21 protein-coding genes and 1 tRNA gene are annotated in these 17,591 nt (G+C 42.5%); 9 read left to right on the forward strand and 13 right to left on the reverse strand.

The window, feature by feature from the left end; genetic code table 11:
• Positions 1 to 63 precede the first annotated feature (63 nt).
• From J7Q78_RS05585 to map, 3 genes are all read right to left on the reverse strand, one after another.
• Entirely contained in the window at positions 64 to 1,050 is a 987-nt protein-coding gene (locus tag J7Q78_RS05585; RefSeq protein WP_235688061.1) for an LCP family glycopolymer transferase, read from the reverse strand.
• A 170-nt stretch (positions 1,051 to 1,220) separates the two neighbouring features.
• Entirely contained in the window at positions 1,221 to 2,156 is a 936-nt protein-coding gene (locus tag J7Q78_RS05590) for a YihY/virulence factor BrkB family protein (protein WP_208422003.1), read from the reverse strand.
• A gap of 166 nt (positions 2,157 to 2,322) precedes the next feature.
• The gene (map, locus tag J7Q78_RS05595) at positions 2,323 to 3,120 is read right to left on the reverse strand and encodes a type I methionyl aminopeptidase (RefSeq protein WP_154242461.1); all 798 of its coding nucleotides are present in this window, start codon (positions 3,118 to 3,120) and stop codon (positions 2,323 to 2,325) included.
• Between the two features lie 224 nt (positions 3,121 to 3,344).
• On the opposite strand from map, the gene J7Q78_RS05600 reads away from it, so the two are divergent.
• The 4 genes from J7Q78_RS05600 (at position 3,345) to J7Q78_RS05615 (ending at position 5,827) form a co-directional block, all read left to right on the forward strand.
• The gene (locus J7Q78_RS05600) at positions 3,345 to 3,797 is read left to right on the forward strand and encodes a flavodoxin (RefSeq protein WP_154242462.1); all 453 of its coding nucleotides are present in this window, start codon (positions 3,345 to 3,347) and stop codon (positions 3,795 to 3,797) included.
• Positions 3,798 to 3,995: 198 nt separating this feature from the next.
• Positions 3,996 to 4,478 carry a GtrA family protein gene (locus J7Q78_RS05605; protein ID WP_208422004.1) on the forward strand — a complete coding sequence of 161 codons (483 nt, stop codon included), beginning with the start codon at positions 3,996 to 3,998 and terminating at the stop codon, positions 4,476 to 4,478.
• On the forward strand, positions 4,471 to 4,893 hold the full coding sequence (locus tag J7Q78_RS05610) for a GtrA family protein (protein ID WP_208422005.1): 423 nt from the start codon (positions 4,471 to 4,473) through the stop codon (positions 4,891 to 4,893). The genes J7Q78_RS05605 and J7Q78_RS05610 overlap by 8 nt, the downstream gene beginning before the upstream one ends.
• Position 4,894: 1 nt before the next feature.
• Positions 4,895 to 5,827: a glycosyltransferase family 2 protein gene (locus J7Q78_RS05615; protein WP_154242465.1), complete on the forward strand. Its 933-nt coding sequence runs from the start codon at positions 4,895 to 4,897 to the stop codon at positions 5,825 to 5,827.
• A gap of 102 nt (positions 5,828 to 5,929) precedes the next feature.
• On the opposite strand, the gene J7Q78_RS05620 is transcribed toward J7Q78_RS05615, so the two are convergent.
• Positions 5,930 to 6,481, reverse strand: a complete 552-nt coding sequence (locus tag J7Q78_RS05620; RefSeq protein ID WP_154242466.1) for a TetR/AcrR family transcriptional regulator — start codon at positions 6,479 to 6,481, stop codon at positions 5,930 to 5,932.
• Positions 6,482 to 6,642: 161 nt separating this feature from the next.
• On the opposite strand from J7Q78_RS05620, the gene J7Q78_RS05625 reads away from it, so the two are divergent.
• From J7Q78_RS05625 to J7Q78_RS05640, 4 genes are all read left to right on the forward strand, one after another.
• Positions 6,643 to 7,875 (forward strand): aminopeptidase, encoded by a 1,233-nt coding sequence (locus J7Q78_RS05625; RefSeq protein ID WP_208422006.1) that lies wholly within the window; start codon positions 6,643 to 6,645, stop codon positions 7,873 to 7,875.
• Positions 7,875 to 8,057 carry a hypothetical protein gene (locus J7Q78_RS05630; protein ID WP_154242468.1) on the forward strand — a complete coding sequence of 61 codons (183 nt, stop codon included), beginning with the start codon at positions 7,875 to 7,877 and terminating at the stop codon, positions 8,055 to 8,057. The genes J7Q78_RS05625 and J7Q78_RS05630 overlap by 1 nt, the downstream gene beginning before the upstream one ends.
• A gap of 227 nt (positions 8,058 to 8,284) precedes the next feature.
• Entirely contained in the window at positions 8,285 to 8,989 is a 705-nt protein-coding gene (locus J7Q78_RS05635; protein ID WP_154242469.1) for a VIT1/CCC1 transporter family protein, read from the forward strand.
• A gap of 139 nt (positions 8,990 to 9,128) precedes the next feature.
• The gene (locus J7Q78_RS05640; protein WP_208422007.1) at positions 9,129 to 9,452 is read left to right on the forward strand and encodes a DMT family transporter; all 324 of its coding nucleotides are present in this window, start codon (positions 9,129 to 9,131) and stop codon (positions 9,450 to 9,452) included.
• Positions 9,453 to 9,551: 99 nt separating this feature from the next.
• On the opposite strand, the gene fba is transcribed toward J7Q78_RS05640, so the two are convergent.
• From fba to J7Q78_RS05675, 7 genes are all read right to left on the reverse strand, one after another.
• Complete coding sequence (gene fba / locus J7Q78_RS05645; RefSeq protein WP_208422008.1) at positions 9,552 to 10,415, reverse strand: class II fructose-1,6-bisphosphate aldolase; 864 nt, start codon at positions 10,413 to 10,415, stop codon at positions 9,552 to 9,554.
• Positions 10,416 to 10,615: 200 nt separating this feature from the next.
• A tRNA-Arg gene (locus J7Q78_RS05650) sits at positions 10,616 to 10,689 on the reverse strand.
• Between the two features lie 135 nt (positions 10,690 to 10,824).
• On the reverse strand, positions 10,825 to 12,270 hold the full coding sequence (locus J7Q78_RS05655; protein ID WP_208422009.1) for a glycoside hydrolase family 1 protein: 1,446 nt from the start codon (positions 12,268 to 12,270) through the stop codon (positions 10,825 to 10,827).
• Between the two features lie 32 nt (positions 12,271 to 12,302).
• The gene (locus tag J7Q78_RS05660) at positions 12,303 to 12,725 is read right to left on the reverse strand and encodes a DUF3284 domain-containing protein (RefSeq protein ID WP_208422010.1); all 423 of its coding nucleotides are present in this window, start codon (positions 12,723 to 12,725) and stop codon (positions 12,303 to 12,305) included.
• A 103-nt stretch (positions 12,726 to 12,828) separates the two neighbouring features.
• Positions 12,829 to 13,158 (reverse strand): PTS lactose/cellobiose transporter subunit IIA, encoded by a 330-nt coding sequence (locus J7Q78_RS05665; RefSeq protein ID WP_154242474.1) that lies wholly within the window; start codon positions 13,156 to 13,158, stop codon positions 12,829 to 12,831.
• A gap of 298 nt (positions 13,159 to 13,456) precedes the next feature.
• Positions 13,457 to 14,770 (reverse strand): DEAD/DEAH box helicase, encoded by a 1,314-nt coding sequence (locus J7Q78_RS05670; RefSeq protein ID WP_208422011.1) that lies wholly within the window; start codon positions 14,768 to 14,770, stop codon positions 13,457 to 13,459.
• A gap of 17 nt (positions 14,771 to 14,787) precedes the next feature.
• The gene (locus tag J7Q78_RS05675; RefSeq protein ID WP_208422012.1) at positions 14,788 to 15,780 is read right to left on the reverse strand and encodes a Gfo/Idh/MocA family protein; all 993 of its coding nucleotides are present in this window, start codon (positions 15,778 to 15,780) and stop codon (positions 14,788 to 14,790) included.
• 202 nt (positions 15,781 to 15,982) lie between these two features.
• On the opposite strand from J7Q78_RS05675, the gene J7Q78_RS05680 reads away from it, so the two are divergent.
• A complete protein-coding gene (locus tag J7Q78_RS05680) occupies positions 15,983 to 16,327 on the forward strand; it encodes a DUF4828 domain-containing protein (protein WP_154242477.1) in 345 nt (114 codons plus the stop codon).
• A gap of 45 nt (positions 16,328 to 16,372) precedes the next feature.
• On the opposite strand, the gene J7Q78_RS05685 is transcribed toward J7Q78_RS05680, so the two are convergent.
• Positions 16,373 to 16,744: a YxeA family protein gene (locus J7Q78_RS05685; protein WP_208422013.1), complete on the reverse strand. Its 372-nt coding sequence runs from the start codon at positions 16,742 to 16,744 to the stop codon at positions 16,373 to 16,375.
• Positions 16,745 to 16,760: 16 nt separating this feature from the next.
• Positions 16,761 to 17,510 (reverse strand): GH25 family lysozyme, encoded by a 750-nt coding sequence (locus tag J7Q78_RS05690; protein ID WP_208422014.1) that lies wholly within the window; start codon positions 17,508 to 17,510, stop codon positions 16,761 to 16,763.
• Between the last annotated feature and the right edge of the window lie 81 nt (positions 17,511 to 17,591).

The following is a 17,591-nucleotide window of genomic DNA, read 5'->3' on the forward strand; positions in this document are numbered from 1 at the left end:
GATTATAACTACTTTGCCACATACGAAAAGAAGTTAACCATTGCTGGTTAGCTTCCGTCATAATTATTTTAAATCTAATTGTTGCCGTAAACGCGTTGACATCTGTGCGACCTCAGTTGGATTCATGACTTGGAACGATTGCCCGTCAATCATCTGACCAGTCCCCTTCAATTGCAATGTCTTGAAGTTCATTGCATCCCCATAATTTTGCTGAATGTTCAAGACATCCTTCAAGGTGATATTAGTTTGCAGATTATTCGCTAGCACCTGTAAGATCTTATTATAGTTTGTCACCATATTTAATGCGGTTGCCTTCTTCAAAACGGCTTGGACAATTGCTTGTTGCCGGAGTTGCCGACCAAAATCCCCACGTGGATCATCGTAGCGCATCCGTGAGAACTTCAAAGCAGTTGAGCCATCTAGTTGTACCGTTCCTTTTTCGAAGTGGTGCCCCTCATAGGTGAAGTCCAAATCATTATTGACCGTAACGCCGCCAACCGCATCCACTAGCTGTTCTAAGCCCTTCATGTTAACCAGTACGTAATAATCGACTGGGACGTTCAAGAAGGCTTGCACGGTATTGACTGCCATTGGAATCCCACCGTAGGCATAAGCCGCGTTAATCTTAGCCGTTTGACCGTAACCAACGATTGGCACGCGTGAATCACGGGCGATACTTAACATATTGGTTTCTTTAGTCGATGGATTAACCGTTGCGAGCATCATCGTATCAGTCCGGCCCTTTTCAGTCCGGCCTAACTCGCCAGTGTCGGTACCTAATAAGAGGATTGAAAACGGCGTCTTTTGTTTCAAATCAACTTTTTCTGAAACTTTCCGTTTGTTTTGGGTTTTGCCTTTTGGCTTATAAACCGTCTTAGCCGTTTGATTAACATCCATATAAACCTTAGCTGCGAATGCCCCACCCGCAAGAATTAATACGCCCAAAATGACTAAAATAAGCTTCGTCACAGTCCAACCTTTACGATGGCGTTTGTGATGATGATGGTGATGGCGTTGTTCACGATTCATCTCTGATTCTTCGGAATTCATCTGCTTCATCCTCTCCTTGAAATACACAAGTGAAAAGTTTAATAATATTCTATATTATTTTTAAACACGATATTTACTATTGTAGTATAAGTTTCTTTAAAAAGAAATCCTTTTCTGGAATACTTCCAGTATATCAAGGGCAATTATTATTTTTATCGAATAATTTGCCGTTATTCATTTTGTTCTCGTCGCCGTGCTATGAAATCATGGACCTTGCCGCGACTGGCATTAACTTGGCCATGGAGTGCTTCTTCAATGACGACATTCAACACAGCCCCCACCATCAAGATCGTTGCCGAATAGTTTAACCACAATAGTAAAATGATTACTGCACCAATTGCGCCATAACTATTCCACGATGTCCCAAAGTACCGGATATACAGCGAGAAGGCTTGGGCAAGAATCAACCATCCTAATGTTGTAAGTAGTGCTCCTGGCAACACGCTGCGCAACCGCATTTCCACATTCGGAACAAAGAAGTAGATGAAAATTAGCAGAAAGAATAAGGCAAGCCCTGTCACAGGCCATTTCAAGCTACTGAAAATATTCACGTACGTCTTAGGAATATTAAAAATCGGGACTAATAATTCTAAAACTTGTTGTCCAAACGTAAAAATCACAATTAAACCGACTAATAATAGCAGTAATAATAGGGTACTGCCTAACGAAATCAACCGTTTTAAAACGAAATTCTGAACTTTTTTAACCCGATACGCGCGGTTGATGCTATTCTTTAACGCATTAATCCCTCTGCTCGCGGCCCACAACGTCCCCAAAATCCCGACCGATAATAAGCCATCATTGCGCTTTTTCAATAGGGATTGGAGAACCGGCATGATTTTATCGAAAATCGTCGGCGGAACCGCAGTTTGCACATACCCCGCGACGCTCATCACATCTAACTGAAAATACGGTAAGATATTCCCAATTACAATTAATAATGGAAAAATCGATAACAACGAGTAATACGCAATTACTTTCGCATTATCACTGATGCTTGCTTCCGATGAACGCACCATCATTAACCGGACAACCGCCAACAACTTCTGCCGTCTGGATAAATCCTGTTTTACCACCGGTACCTGCTCTTGATTCGCTACTGTCATATGTCACTCCAAATTCTCTTTTAGATGTCAGTCGTTTATTCTGGATAGCTAATGACACGACTTCTTAATAATATCAATTAGTTTCATTATACACGAATTTACTAAGGGCTAATAGTTGTCTGAAAACAAAAAAAGAAACCTTCTCATTTCGAGAAGGTTTCTGATTCTATAGTAAATATTGCTTATCCATTTCTGCATCTTGTGATGTGAGAATCTTAGGGCCGTCTTTGGTGATCGCAATGGTATGTTCATATTGCGCACATGGGGTGCCATCGGCTGATACATAGTATTCCCAATCTTCACCAGGAACTTCCTTGGACTTGATGTGCCAGGTGCCACCTAAGATGACCATTGGTTCAATCGTGATGGTCATCCCTTCTTTCAGGCGTAACCCTTTACCAGCTTCACCATATGAAGGGACATTTGGTTGTTCGTGCATTGTTGGTTGGATACCGTGCCCAATTAGTTCGCGGACATCCCCATAGCTGTTTTCAACTTCAGTATATTGTTGGATGGCGTGGCCAATATCCCCTAAGCGATTGCCAACAACGGCTTGATCAATCCCTAAGTAAAGCGCCTTACGGGTATCATCCATTAATTTTTGTAACTCAGGGGCAACTTCCCCAACCGCGTAAGTCCAGCAAGAATCACTTTCGTACCCGTCCAAGTTAACGGTCATGTCGACACTGACAATGTCGCCTTCTTTTAAAATTAAGTTCTTCCGTGGAATGGCATGAGCAACTTCTTCATTAACACAGACGCAAGTTGCGTATTTGTAACCTTCGAAGCCTTTTTCAGACGCCTTGGCACCATGTTGTTCGATGTAGTCGTTTGCGAATTCTTCAATCGCCCAGCTTGAAATCCCGGGTTTAATGATTTCGCGTAACCCGCGGTGAACACCAGCGATGATGGCCCCAGAAGCAGCCATCCCTTTAATTTCTCGTTCAGATTTTAATGTGATCAAAATGAAACCTCCAATATTGTTACCATGATTACCTTTAATTATCACTACGATTATAGTATACGCTATCTGGCATTAAAATGGACGAATCCGCCGCTTTTTAGTTCAATTAACCGTGAAAGGCTTGTTGTACCTTTTCTTAATAAGGGGCTTTTGCTATAATGCCTTATAGTATAATTCGTTAACCGTGGCACTAAGCGCCACGGACGTGAAAGGAAGTCCCAATAATGGCAACTGCTAAAATAGTCTATGCAAGTATGACTGGCAATAACGAGGAAATTGCCGAAATCGTTGAAGAAGCCCTCGAAAATTTAAATGTGTCCGTTGAAACTACTGAAATTTCACAAGCGGATCCCACCGATTTTGAAGATAGCGACATCTGTATTGTCTGCAGCTATACCTATGGCGATGATGGCGATCTTCCTGATGAAGCGGTTGATTTCTATGAAGACCTCAAGGATATTGACCTAACTGGTAAAGTATACGGCGTCTGTGGCTCTGGTGACACCTTCTATGATGACTTCTGCAAAGTTGTTGATGATTTCGCAGCGGTCTTCGAACAAACCGGCGCAACGAAAGGATCTGACGTTGTCAAAGTCGATTTATCAGCAGAAGCCGAAGATATCGAACATCTTGAAAAGTTTGCCTCAGAGATTGTTGCAAAACAGCGTGCGTTATAAACTTGGTCAGTATCCAAGCACTCGCCTAGTCTGGTGAATAGCCAACGTGTTGACTGTTTGCCGGTCGTAGCTAGGCACCGGATCCTAGCTTATCAAGCACGTTTCACCCAATTTTCCCTGAGCCGCGGTTACGTCGCTTTTACCGCGGCTTTTCTTTTGTCTCTTGGCCCTTAATAAATCAAACTAGGAGCTGTTTTTATGGCTTTCATTAAACGGTTGTTGTTTAAATACCGCGATTTTCTGACCTATACGGTTTTTGGTTGCTTAGCGTCGTTGGTTAATATCTTTACTTACTGGGTATTTCGCCATACGATTATTTGGCAGTATTTACTTGCCAACACAATGGCATGGTTGGTCGCGAATTTATTTGGCTTTTTTACCAATAAGTCGCTTGTGTTTCAATCGAAATACACAACACTAGGCGCTGTTTGTCGTGAAGTCCTCTCGTTTTTCTTTTTCCGCAGTGTTTCTTTTTTCTTAGATAACGGTTTGATGATTGTCGCAATCTCCTTTTTAGGGTGGCAGAGTATGCCGGCTAAGATTATCGATCAATTAATCGTTGGCATCGTCAATTACATCACCACCCGCTACACTTTCAAAAAAACAGAACAACAAATGGCTCTCCGTGGACGGATTCTTCGGCGATACAATGCCATTTTGAAAAGAGGTCACAATGATTAAAACCATCCAACAACTCATACAAAAATATTGGGAACAATTAATGTATCTGGTCTTTGGTGTCTTAACGACGCTAGTCAACATGGTCGTCTTCTTCGGATTAGACCACTATACAACGCTGAATTATCTCGTTAGCAACACGATTGCTTGGTTCTTATCCGTCCTGTTTGCTTTTTTCACCAATAAAACATGGGTTTTTCAGTCAAAATATACAACTTTAAAGGATTTTTCCCGTGAAATAACTAGTTTCTTTTTCTTCCGTGGTATATCATTTGTAATGGATACGGCAATTATGTTTGTTGGGATTTCATTATTGGCATGGCCCAACATGCTGGTTAAAGTGCTAGATCAAATTATTGTGATCTTAGCGAACTATGTATTTAGCAAATGGATTTTCAAGGATACTTCGGAGGATTAAGATGACTAAGACGATTTCAATTATTGTACCCTGTTATAACGAGCAAGAATCAATTCCGCTTTTCTACGCAGCAGTTGAGCAAGTAGCGGCGACTTTAGCCGACCATCGTATCGAGTACATCTTCGTTAATGACGGTTCTGCTGATAAAAGTCTAACGGAAATGCGCGCACTACAGGCACAAGATCCTGAACACGTACACTATATTTCATTTTCACGAAATTTCGGTAAAGAGGCGGCTTTATATGCTGGCTTACAAGCTGCAACTGGCGATTACGTTGCAGTGATGGATGTTGATTTACAAGATCCACCAGAACTACTACCCGAAATGATTCACGGCATTGAAGTCGAAGGTTATGACTGCGTTGGTACTCGCCGGACAACTCGTGCGGGTGAACCTCCCGTTCGTTCGTTCTTCGCTAAACAATTCTATAAGATTATCAACCGCATTTCGCAAACTGAAATCGTGGATGGCGCCCGTGATTATCGCTTGATGACCCGCCAGATGGTCAATGCCATTTTAGAAATGTCTGAATACAATCGTTTTTCAAAAGGGATTTTCAGTTGGGTCGGCTTTGATACCAAATACTTAGAATATAAGAATCAAGATCGGGTCGCTGGCCAAACTAGTTGGTCATTCTGGGGACTCTTCAAATACTCATTAGATGGGATTGTGACTTTCTCCGAAACCCCATTAGCCATTGCGTCATTCGTCGGCTTTTTCTCATTCGTGATTGCCCTGCTGGCATTAATCTTCATTATCATTCGGGCGTTGATTTATGGTGATCCGACAAGTGGCTGGCCATCACTCATTTCAGTAATCCTAATGGTCGGCGGTCTACAACTACTATGCCTAGGGATTGTCGGTAAATATATCGGTAAAATCTACCTAGAAGTTAAAAACAGACCAATCTACATTGTGAAAGAAAAGAAATAGCATGCTGCCTTAACTAGGTTTACCGATGCTTAGTAACTGAACATTAATTCAAAAATAACGCCGCATCCCAATTAGTCATGGGACGCGGCGTTATTTTTTCGTTCAACTGCTTAAAAAACATTGCTTCAGCATTCGTTTGAGGATTGCATCGATTTCTGCATCCCGATAGTGCACCAACTGCGCATTGGTGAGTGTCGCCAAGCCGGTAATGATAATCCAAGCTTCATTGATAATCCGCTCATGTTCTGGCTCACTAACCGCTTTTAACGGTTGATAGTCTTGCAAGTTAGTCTGCGTTAATTGCCGCATAAAAAGTTGCGCTTCATCCTTACCGAAGTGGTTATCAATAAATAACGCACGGTAAAGTTCTGGCTCAATGGTAGCAAAGCGAATAAAGCCAATCCCGAGATTAACTAAAGCATCATCTGCCCGTTGTTCTTCGCTAACATACCACACTAGACGCGCCTTAGCTTGTTCCAAAATCGCTTGTTTGAGATTGGCCATATTACCGAACTCTAAATAAATTGGTTGCGTTGAACAGTGCAGCGCCTTTGCAAGGCTGCGGGCCGTAATTGCTTTTAAACCATCCGCTAATACTATTTCGTATGCTTTATCTAAAATTTGCTCCGCTTTAATCCGTTTTGTCCGTGCCATCGCTCCCACTCCTTAACCACTTAATCCGTTTTCAATCGTCCTTACTGTCACTCTACCACAAAATTAAATAACAAGAAAACGTTTTTATTTGTTTTACAAGTTTTTTAAATCACCTTGTGCTATGATAAACATATTAAATCGCCCTTAAGGAGGAATTTTTGATGACTACTTTCCAACATAATCTTGAAAAATACGCCGCTTTAGTCGCTAAAACAGGGATTAACGTCCAACCTGGTGATACAGTGGTTTTACAAATCGCTGTTGATCAAGCTGAGCTAGCCCGTGATATTACAGCTGCTTGCTACGATCTCGGGGCAGCTGAAGTAATTATCAAATGGCAAGATGACATGATCGACCGGCTTCATATGCAACACAAAGCCCACGCGCGCCTTGTTAATGTGCCCGACTTCCAAAAACAAGAATACGATTATTGGTTGGCCAACAACGCTAAACGCATTTCTGTAATGTCGAGCAATCCTGATAACCTTAAGGGCCTCGATGGTGATCGGGTCGCTGCGGTTCAAAAAGCTAACGGGCAAGCAATGCTTAAAGTGCGGCAAGCTACACAAGCCAATAAAAATAGTTGGACCGTGATTGCCGCAGCTAGCCCCGCTTGGGCGCAGAAAGTCTTTCCTGATATGGATGAACAAGCCGCCACTGCTAAATTATGGACAGAGATTTTTAAAACAACCCGCGTTGATCAAGAAGATCCGATTCTTGCTTGGGAACAACATGGTCAAAAATTGCAAGCCAAAGCCGCTGAGTTAAACGCTGCGCAATATAAAGCACTCCATTACACGGCTCCTGGTACAGATCTGACAATTGGTTTACCTGAAAACCATATTTGGATGGGTGGTCCTAGCCGTAGTAGTGATGGGCGACCATTTATGGCCAACATGCCTACTGAAGAAGTCTTCTCAGCAGCCGATGCCAACAACGTTGATGGCTACATCACTTCTACTAAACCATTGAGTTACGCTGGTAATACGCTCAACAACTTACAATTTACTTTTGAAAACGGCAAAGTAATCAAAGCCACAGCTGAAGAAGGCAATGCCGTTTTACAAAAACTTTTACAAACCGATGCTGGCGTCAAACGCTTAGGGGAAGTCGCACTCGTCCCAGATCCTTCACCAATTTCACAATCGAAAATCACCTTCTACAATACTTTATTTGACGAAAATGCATCCAATCATTTGGCACTCGGTTCTGCATACGCCTTTTCAATCGAAGGTGGCACCGATATGTCCGAAGAGGCATTAGAAGCGGCCGGCTTGAACCGTAGTCAAGCCCACGTCGACTTCATGGTGGGTTCAAGTCAAATGAACATTGATGGCTTAACGCACGATGGCCAGATTGTGCCAATTTTCCGAAATGGTGACTGGGCTGACTAATGATTACATGGCTCATGCTCCTTGGCGTTTGCATTTGTCTGACGACCTTCTTCATTGGACTAACTGCTTATAGCATCTATCAGAAACAAGCGGCTGGGCGCCTAATTATCGTGTGCCTCGTTGGTTTAGGCTTAACCGTCATAACCGCATTTTTCTACTACCACGCATTGATTCATTTATAATCCCAAAAGGTGCGACAAAGTCAATTTTGTCGCACCTTTTTTGTTGGCTCGGTGTGATGGTCCACTTTTTGTTCACTATGTCCTTATTCGTTAGTAATAATGATTCGTATGTACGTCAATAAAGGGTTTTATGCAATTCTTTTGTTGTGAACAATTGCTCAAAAATGATTGATAATCCTTCTCAATTAGCTATAATGAAGTTAAATCAACCAGAGGAGTCCGCCATTATGAAAGCATTATCCGCTAGTACACCACTTGAACACCGTTTCCACTTATCAGAACGTTTGAACATTATCCGCGCCGGCGTCCTCGGCGCAAATGACGGTATTATCTCCGTAGCCGGGATCGTTGTGGGGGTCGCTAGCGCACACCAGAGCCAGTACACCATTTTTCTTGCCGGTATTTCTGGGATGCTTGCTGGCGCCTTTTCAATGGGTGGTGGTGAATACGTCTCGGTCAGCACGCAACGTGACACTCAAAAATCGATGATGGAACTTCAAAAAGAAGCCATCCAAAACGAATACGACGCGGAAGTGGTCAGCCTACAACGGACTTACGAATCAAAAGGCTTACCCACACCGCTTGCACATCAGGTGGCTTCAGCGTTCATGCAAAAAGACAGTCTCGACATCACGCTCCGTGAAAAATACAATATTGAATTACACCATTACTTCAATCCATGGCACGCTGCCTTTTCTTCATTTTTCTCGTTCATGTTGGGCTCATTGTTGCCAATCATTGCCATCTTAGCAATCCCATATCCGTTTAAAGTCAGTGGAACTATTGGCTCAATTGTTCTTGCACTGATCGCGACCGGTTACACGAGTGCGACACTCGGTAAGGCCAACCGACTCAAAGGCGTGTTGCGCAACGTCTTAACCGGGGTTTTAACCATGGTCGTCACCTACTTAATCGGCGGTTCAATTGGTTAAATTTCACTTCTCGCCTAAAATTTGCTATACTGATTTTAATTTAATCGTTGCCACCGGGCAGTTAATCACTTCATTAGGTCAAAGAAGAAGTGATTGGCTGGCCTTTTTTTGTGGCCGATATTATTAGGAGGTTCGATTGATGGCATGGATTAACTTATTGATTGCAGGCTTGGCAGAAGTTTGGTGGGCAACCACGATGAAGATGAGCGATGGGTTTAGTAAACTAAATTACACGCTCTTGACCGTGGTTGGGATGCTTGTCAGTTTCTTTTTCTTGATTCGCGCTACTAAGGGACTCCCATTGAGCATCGCTTATCCGGTATGGACTGGTATCGGTGCAGTCGGCGCTATCTTAGTTGGGGTGATCCTGTTCCGCGAGCAACTCAGTTTATTAACTTGGTTATTCGTTATTTTACTGGTGATTGGCATCATTGGCATAAAAGTGACGAGTGGCCATCAATAAATAAGGCTGACCCATTCTGGGTCAGCCTTATTTATTAGCCATCAAGTATGCGACCATCAAAAAAAGCCCAACCGAAGTTGGACTCTTGAAAAATAATAATTATTTAACAGCTGGTGTCCCGAACCATTCGATCCGTGATTCAACTGTATCTTTGATTGCTTTTGTACCTGGTGCAAGAACTTTACGAGGATCGAAGCCTTTTTCAGCTTGATCTTTGTTTTCTGCATAGTATTCTTTAACAGCGTTTGACCATGCAATTTGTTGTTCTGTATTAACGTTAACTTTTGAGATACCCATTTCAATTGCTTTAAGGATTTGTTCCTTAGGAATTCCTGAACCACCATGTAGTACAAGTGGTAATTCAATTGCGTCAGCTAATTCTTTCAAACGGTCAAAGTTTAAACCTTGCCAGTTTTCAGGGTATACACCATGAATGTTACCAATCCCAACAGCTAAGTAGTCAGGACCAGCAGCTGCTAATTGTTTAGCTTCTTCAACGTCAGCTAATTCGCCAGCACCGATGATACCGTCTTCTTCACCACCAATTGAACCAACTTCGGCTTCAACTGAGATGCCTTTAGCGTGTGCTAAAGCAACGATTTCTTTTGTCTTTGCTAAGTTTTCTTCGAATGGTAAATCATGACCATCAAACATAACTGAGTTGTAACCAACTTCGATACATTCTTTAGCAGCTTCGTAGTTACCGTGATCTAAATGCATGATAACAGGAACAGTGATGTTCATTGACTTGATTGTTTGTTCAACCAAGTTCTTGCATAATTCGTAACCACCCATATATTTAGCAGCACCCATTGATGTTTGGATCAAGATTGGTGTGTTAGTTTCTTGAGCAGCACCTAAGATAGCACGTGTCCATTCAAGGTTATTTGTGTTGAAAGCACCAACAGCATAATGACCTTTACGAGCAGCTTTAAAGATTTCTGTACCATTAACTAATGACATGAAAAAGCCTCCAGATTAATTGCAACTTTTGTGTTGCGATTTTTAAATACGAATCTATTTTAACATATTTTCACCTGATATAAATCATAAATCCGTAACTTTCTGAAAGTGAAAGCGTAATCATTTGACTTGATGCTACTGAGCTAGTTAAAAAGCACACTAGCTAATCTAGTGTGCTTTTTACGCTAATGACTTCAAAATGCGCCCGGCGAGAATCGAACTCGCAACCTATCGCTTAGGAGGCGATTGCTCTATCCAGTTGAGCCACGAACGCCTATGAGTCATATTGTCGCATCTGTTCTTTTAATTGTAAAGTTGATTTTGATAAATTTTTATTCATTCGTTAAAATCGCCATTCCCTAATCGTTCTTGATTGGGACTCAACATATAAATGGCACCCTGCCATACTCTATAGCACTTCCCCGTTTGTTTTAATGACTTTTTGGTACCAGTAGAAACTATCTTTGGAATAGCGGTTGAGTTCTCTTTCTTCTGTTTCGTCACGGTCAACGTAAACGAACCCGTAGCGCTTTTGGTAGCCGTTTGTCCAACTTAATAAATCTGTGAAGCTCCATGTCGTGTAACCAATCACTGAAACACCGTCGGTAATCGCTTCTCGAATGGCTTGAATATGTGCCTTTAAAAACGCAATCCGATAGTCATCGTGTACTTGGCCACCTTCTTGTAAGCTGTCAAAAGCGCCTAACCCGTTCTCCGTAATTAAAACAGGCAACCCATAACGGCTCTCAATCCGCCTTAATGCAATTCGCAGCCCTTCTGGGTCAATATTCCAGTCCCAGTCTGTTTGTTGCATGTAGGGGTTATCAGCCGTCTTGTAGACGCCTGGTAAGCCGCTTGCTTGACTGGTGCCTTTTTTCCCAGAAGTATTTTGCTTGGCCAATCCAACACCACCTTCTAGTGGATTAGTCGTGACCGTCATAGTCTGATAGTAATTGAGCCCCATGAAATCCGGATGCGCTAGTGGATTGGCTAACAAAGCTTGATCGGCTTCAGTCATTTCCGGTGCAATCCCATTTTGTTCAAGGTAGGTCATTACTAATTTGGGATACCGGCCCCAAGCATAGACGTCCATCCATAAATCTGCATTAATTTGTTCAGCATTATCAGCCGCAAGCTGATTTTCGGGGGCCGCATTCAACGCATACGTCGGGCTGTAAGCAAAACTAGGTCCAATCCCCCCTTGATAACCTTTTTCATGGAATAATTTAATAACACTTGCATTAGCCAGGTTTGCGATGTGATTGGCTTGATAAGTCCGTTTAGCATCTGTTACTGCTGGTGGATGCTCCGCTGTTAAATAGCCGTGGGTGATGAAGACATTTTGTTCGTTTAAGGTTACCCAATGTTGAACCCGGTCACCGAAGCGTTCAAATAATAACCTTGCATAGTTGGTAAAATCTTCAATAATATGGCGCGATTCCCAACCACCATATTCGGCTTGCAACGCTTGCGGCAGGTCCCAATGATAAATCGTTACAATCGGTTCGATCTTATTAGCGATTAACGCATTAATCAAACGGTCATAAAAGGCTAAGCCCGCCTCATTCACAGGGCCTCTACCATTTGGTAATACGCGGGGCCATGAAATTGAAAAGCGATAGGCTTTTAACCCCGCCTGTGCCATCAATGCCACGTCTTCTTCGAACCGATGATAATGATCAACCGCCACATCCCCATTCGTGCCTTTGAACGTTTTGCCTGGCATGCGGACAAATTCATCCCACACCGAACGACCCTTCCCCGCTTCTTGGTAGGCTCCTTCAATTTGATAGGCCGCAGAAGCTGCCCCCCATAAAAAATCTTTAGGAAATGGTGCTAATTGACGGTATTCCATTCTTAAACAGCCTCCTTTCTCAAAGTAATTGCTTATTGTTCTGCTTGATATGTTTTTTCGATTTGTTTCAACATTTTCTTAAAACCTCGTTTACGCATGAACCCCATAACAAATGCCATTAACCTATCGTTGGTTTGTTGTAACTTACCATTTGCTTTAGCATTTTCGCGATAGATGACTTCAATAGACTGCGGCCCGTTCGCAAAAATATCGTAACTGGATTGATAGCTCCCCCGTGTCGAAGTCATTTCATAGTGATAGCTCTGATCTTTAATCAGTTGCGTAATCTTCACTGTCGCTTGGTTTTTGCCGAATTGCTTGTGATACGAATAATTCGGCAATTGCGCTGTGGTTAATTTATCGCCAGTTTGTTGCTTAATGTCAAACAACACTGACTCCAAAATTTTCTGATAAAAATAACTGGCAGGCATTTTTAAATTTAATTTAATTTCCATCCGGTTCCCACTCTTCTCTTCAATGTGGTGCTTGCTGTTTTTAACTAAAAAGGGCGCGAACAAACGTTATTTTGCCCTAGCCCTTTTGTCCATTAGCCAAACTTTAATCGACTGGTACGCCGGCCATTTTTTTGTAAACATCAACGACTTCGCCTGCTAAATCGCGGAAAGTAATCGCGTTCATCAAGTGATCTTGTGAGTGGACAGTCAACAATGTCACTTGGATGTGATCGCCACTTGCTTCTTTGGTTAACATATCGGTTTGTGAGTTGTGGGCTTCTGATAAAGCGGCATCTGCTTCAGCAAGTTTAGCGGCTGCTGTTTCAAAGTCACCTTTCTTAGCGGCCATAATTGCTTCCATTGAACTGCTTTTAGCGTTACCACCGTTGATAATTAGTCCCATAATTGCTTCTAAGTTCTGTTCTTCTGCCATCGTATGGCACCTCCTATGATCATCTCATCATCAACCTCTTTCGGACACCTTCATTAATTGGTCTAACTATTAAAAAAAGAACTAACCACTCAATTAAAAAGCACTTAAAAATTGGTCGGTGATTGTGCGAGTCCACCACTAGCGCAATACGCGAAGCGAAAGAAAACTCTTACTTATATTGTAAACGCTTCCTATAATTTGTCAATTAATTCCTGAGAACCTTTTCACAAACGGACGAGCCAAAAAAAAGAAACCTCAGCAAGTTGTTAAGGTTTCGCGCGCAATCCGGATTAGACCATTAGTCATTATTTTTCTTATGGTAACCCTTATTCTTTTGATTTCGTTGGCGGTTTTTCTTATGTTTGGGCTTTAATGGGGTAGCTGGCTGTTGGCGAGCTAGTGCAACTTTAGTTTTATGGGAATTTGGCGCTGACGTCACTTTTGTTATCTGTTCGGCCGGCGATTTATCAGTAGTTGTTTTTATTGGCGTAACTTTAGATGCCATGGGTTTTTCGGCTTCCAAATGATCACCAACTAAATAGCGGGTTACAAGATCGTATTCAGGCGCCAATAACTTACGCAAGTTCCGCCCGTCATGTTGATTACCAAGCGTTAAGACGGTTCCTGTCCGCCCCATCCGGCCAGTCCGGCCAGCCCGGTGAATGTAAGTAATCTTTGCATTCGGTACATCAAAATTAATCACATACGGTAAGTCGGTGATATCCAAGCCCCGGCCAGCCACATCCGTTGCCAGTAAGAGTTGAATCTTGCCTTCACGGAAGTCTTTGAGCGCTTTTTGGCGTTCTGTTTGGCGACCTTGCCCTGAAAGGGCAGCATACGTTACTTTTTGATGTTTTAATGTTTGTGCGGCTTGCAGTAGTTGGGCGGATTGATTAAAAATGACCAACCCTCTAAAGTTTTTTTGATGCGCTAAATGACGCAAGACGTTCACTTTTTGAGCGTTACCCGTTGGGATAAATGCATGCAACACTTCCCCACCTGTCTTATCAATCCCACGCACGTCAATTGTTTCGATAGGCACACCAAACCATGTTTCCAATTCTAATAAGATATCGGTTGATGTTGCCGAAAAGAAACCCAGTTGCACATCGGCAGGTGCTTCTTGCACAATATGGCGGGTTTCTGAAAGCCCGCTATCCGTCAATAATTCGTCGGCTTCATCCATAATAATCGCTTGCAGTGTATGGAATTTCACTTTCCGTTGTTCGCTTAGTTCTAACAACCGCCCAGTCGTTGCCACGATAATCTCTGGTTTGGCCTTAAGCCGTTCGATTTGGCGTTTAACGTTAGCCTTCCCCGTAATCGCTTGGACGGTACAGTCGATTGCCTTAGCATAAGGTTGGATGACATCCCGGGTTTGAATTACCAATTCCTGCGAAGGGGCCAAGATTAAGACTTGTAACCCTTGACCAGGCATAATTTTTTCTAATAATGGTAATGAAAACGCAAGCGTTTTCCCGGAACCAGTGGGTGCTAGTCCTAGAATTGATTGGTCTTTTTTCAGTGGTTGATAAACTGCTTTTTGGATGGGTGACATTTCTGTAAATCCTTGTTCATCCCATAGTGCTTGAAATAGTGGTGAAACGCTCATGTATTGCCTCCGTCATGTTAATCTGCATCAAAAGTTATTCCGGCCGATTGTCTTAATTGATATAAGACTTGGTTGACCGATTCACTTAACTGTAATAATTTATGATACCGTTTTGTGTCATGATTAGCAATCATCGCCGCGAAATTTTTTGCCTCAGCAATCATGGGATTAGCAAGTGATGGTTCCCCTAGTGACTCACTCTTTTGCCCACCTTCGCTGTAGCGTTCAACACTGCCGATTGTGCCGGCATTATCGAGGATAATCGTCGTTTGGCCACCATAAATTTCAGACGTTAGATAAGAATCAACGGTTTTGCCAAAAATCAATGTGACGTTAAAGGTTGGATAACGTAAAGTGGCCACCCCTTTACCATCAACCCCGGTTGGTAACAATTCGGCTTGATAGTCGACCGAATCAGGCACACCAAACCAGCTGACGGCATCATACACAACATACACACCGAGATCTTGTAACGCCCCGCCTGAAAAGTGTGGTGAGAAAATATTCGGTTCTTCACCTGCTAAAACAGCGTCATAACGCGATGAATACTTCATATAGCTCAGTGTGGCGCCATTAATTGTAGGTAATTCATTGATGGTCTGTTGAACAATTTGGAAGTTCGCCTCATGAATGTGACGCGCTGCTTCGAATAAGAATTGATCAGGATGTTGCTTTAATAACGTCTGCATCGCTGCCATCTCAGTTGGATTACTAAACGCCGGCTTTTCGACGATGACATTTTTACCTGCTAAAATTGCTTGCTTCGCTTGTTCAAAGTGCAGGCTGTTAGGCGATGCAATGTAGACGGTTTCAAATTCACTCGCCTTCATAAACTCAGCTAAGTCCGTATAGCTAGTTGCTTGTGGGGCATGATACTTCGTTTTGAACTGGTCCGCCTTTTCCATTGTTCGTGAATAAACGGCCGTTAACGTAAACGAGTCCGATTCGCGGGCTGCATCAACAAATTGCCCCGTAATCCAGTTAGTTCCAATAATCCCAAGTGTTTGCATTTCAATCAGCTCCCTTATTTGATACTGCCAGTATACGGGAATTAGCCCAAAAAGCCCATTGAAAAGTGTCTTTCATGACCAAAAACGTCATTATGATTCATTTCTTTAACCGCTCCTTGAAAAATCAGGCGTAAGTCCGATAATTAATTGTCCGCAAACTAACTATTTCGTGGTAGAATAATAGTTATTCGGGGTGTAACTTATGCGATTTTTTAAATTTCAAAAACCACAATCTATTTTAAATCAAACCATTCAACAGTATCAGCAAAAAGTTCGGACAACTCACGCGAGTAAAATAGCGACATTTTACGCTGGCCACTGGTCTTTTAACGACAAACAAACCCGAAAAAGGCACACATTAGAGATTACACCGAACTTATTGATGCAAATCGATCATAAACCATTAAGTGGTCAAGTCATTTCCCTCACAGAAAACGAGTTAGTCTTTCTCGATCACTACGGGTACCAATTAAAAATCACTTGTGAAAACCAACGGCCCGTTTCAATTTATGACGAAGCCGAAGATATGGATTATCCAATCGAATAGCAATCAAAAAAGGGCCACAACGCATATCGTTGTGGCCCTTTTTAGTTATTTTGATTTGTTCAACATTTTTTGGGCTTTTTCTGGGACTTCACTTTTGGCAACCTTGGCCCATGAAACCACACCTTTATTTTTGTTGACGATTAATTTAAGGTACGCATTTCGTTTCAGTGGCGTTGCTTTATTACCATTGAAATCAACTTTTTTAATAACGCCATCTTCATTGTAAGCTGCTTGTTGATAGATGTAATCGACAAACGTTTTACCTGCTGAATCCTTTTCTTCCATTCGCGTGCCATTTGACACGATTTGCGTATAATAGGCTTTTCCACCGTAGTAATAGCTGTGGATCCCCCAACTACCGCCGATGAAAACCACCACGATTGCGCTTAATAATAACCAGCCTTTGTGTTTAATCATTATGCTCGCTCCATTTCTATTGAATTGTCTGCCATTGTCGCTTGGTGCCTGTGAAAACGGCTAACTGATAGTTAGTCTGATTAGCACTGTTGGGAATCTGACTAGCCGTTGTGTATTGCCAGAACCCATTCTTAGTCGCCAATGTCGGTTGTTTCCGCGTAGTTTGCCACAATGGGTAGGTGCCTGTGTGGGGCACATACCGTTTTAACAGGCTTGGTGCCCCACCGATGAGACAATTTTGGTGATAATGTTGATTAATCAACGTCACTAGCTGTGCTAGGGCCGCTTGCGTTTTCTTTTGTGCGGGCGGGTGTTGGGCATAGTCGTTATAGTAATCCAAATAAATCATAATGGGCAAATCACCCGTCTGACTGCCTACTGACTTAAACAGTTGGGCGGCTTGGCGTTTAGGTGAACTATCAAAACTAAAAAAATGAAAGATCCCTACGCGTAAACCAGCCCCACTGGCGCGACTGTAATTGGTATCAAAATTATCATCCTTGTAACTGGCACCTTCAGTTGCTTTTAAATAAACAAACTGAATACCGGCCTTTTTTAACCCGTCAAAATCTTGGTAACCATCTGACTGACTTAGCTGCATGCCTAGAATTGGATACTGCCTCGCGTTCGGCCGATCCGAACGGTGTTTCAGCCACCAGATGGCCCCCCCAAGGCACAGCGATAACGCGATAATGGCAATAATGATTTGTCGCCAATAACGCTTTTGAAAACTGTCTTGATAAATCGGTGTCACTTTCCGTCTCATCTACAGTTCCTCCACTTTCAGCCTTAGTACGCTTAGTTTACTATCTTCATGCCTACCAGACAAGTCACCTAACAATTTTGT

The organism is Latilactobacillus fragifolii (genome assembly GCF_905332535.1).
Classification (GTDB): Bacteria; Bacillota; Bacilli; order Lactobacillales; family Lactobacillaceae; genus Latilactobacillus; species Latilactobacillus fragifolii.

Coding starts and splice junctions, on each gene's coding strand:
- J7Q78_RS05585 (WP_235688061.1), bottom strand. CDS start 1,050: ATGAATTCCGAAGAATCAGAGATGAATCGTGAACAACGCCATCACCAT.
- J7Q78_RS05590 (WP_208422003.1), bottom strand. CDS start 2,156: ATGACAGTAGCGAATCAAGAGCAGGTACCGGTGGTAAAACAGGATTTA.
- J7Q78_RS05600 (WP_154242462.1), top strand. CDS start 3,345: ATGGCAACTGCTAAAATAGTCTATGCAAGTATGACTGGCAATAACGAG.
- J7Q78_RS05605 (WP_208422004.1), top strand. CDS start 3,996: ATGGCTTTCATTAAACGGTTGTTGTTTAAATACCGCGATTTTCTGACC.
- J7Q78_RS05610 (WP_208422005.1), top strand. CDS start 4,471: ATGATTAAAACCATCCAACAACTCATACAAAAATATTGGGAACAATTA.
- J7Q78_RS05615 (WP_154242465.1), top strand. CDS start 4,895: ATGACTAAGACGATTTCAATTATTGTACCCTGTTATAACGAGCAAGAA.
- J7Q78_RS05620 (WP_154242466.1), bottom strand. CDS start 6,481: ATGGCACGGACAAAACGGATTAAAGCGGAGCAAATTTTAGATAAAGCA.
- J7Q78_RS05625 (WP_208422006.1), top strand. CDS start 6,643: ATGACTACTTTCCAACATAATCTTGAAAAATACGCCGCTTTAGTCGCT.
- J7Q78_RS05630 (WP_154242468.1), top strand. CDS start 7,875: ATGATTACATGGCTCATGCTCCTTGGCGTTTGCATTTGTCTGACGACC.
- J7Q78_RS05635 (WP_154242469.1), top strand. CDS start 8,285: ATGAAAGCATTATCCGCTAGTACACCACTTGAACACCGTTTCCACTTA.
- J7Q78_RS05640 (WP_208422007.1), top strand. CDS start 9,129: ATGGCATGGATTAACTTATTGATTGCAGGCTTGGCAGAAGTTTGGTGG.
- fba (WP_208422008.1), bottom strand. CDS start 10,415: ATGTCATTAGTTAATGGTACAGAAATCTTTAAAGCTGCTCGTAAAGGT.
- J7Q78_RS05655 (WP_208422009.1), bottom strand. CDS start 12,270: ATGGAATACCGTCAATTAGCACCATTTCCTAAAGATTTTTTATGGGGG.
- J7Q78_RS05660 (WP_208422010.1), bottom strand. CDS start 12,725: ATGGAAATTAAATTAAATTTAAAAATGCCTGCCAGTTATTTTTATCAG.
- J7Q78_RS05665 (WP_154242474.1), bottom strand. CDS start 13,158: ATGGCAGAAGAACAGAACTTAGAAGCAATTATGGGACTAATTATCAAC.
- J7Q78_RS05670 (WP_208422011.1), bottom strand. CDS start 14,770: ATGAGCGTTTCACCACTATTTCAAGCACTATGGGATGAACAAGGATTT.
- J7Q78_RS05675 (WP_208422012.1), bottom strand. CDS start 15,780: ATGCAAACACTTGGGATTATTGGAACTAACTGGATTACGGGGCAATTT.
- J7Q78_RS05680 (WP_154242477.1), top strand. CDS start 15,983: ATGCGATTTTTTAAATTTCAAAAACCACAATCTATTTTAAATCAAACC.
- J7Q78_RS05685 (WP_208422013.1), bottom strand. CDS start 16,744: ATGATTAAACACAAAGGCTGGTTATTATTAAGCGCAATCGTGGTGGTT.
- J7Q78_RS05690 (WP_208422014.1), bottom strand. CDS start 17,510: ATGAGACGGAAAGTGACACCGATTTATCAAGACAGTTTTCAAAAGCGT.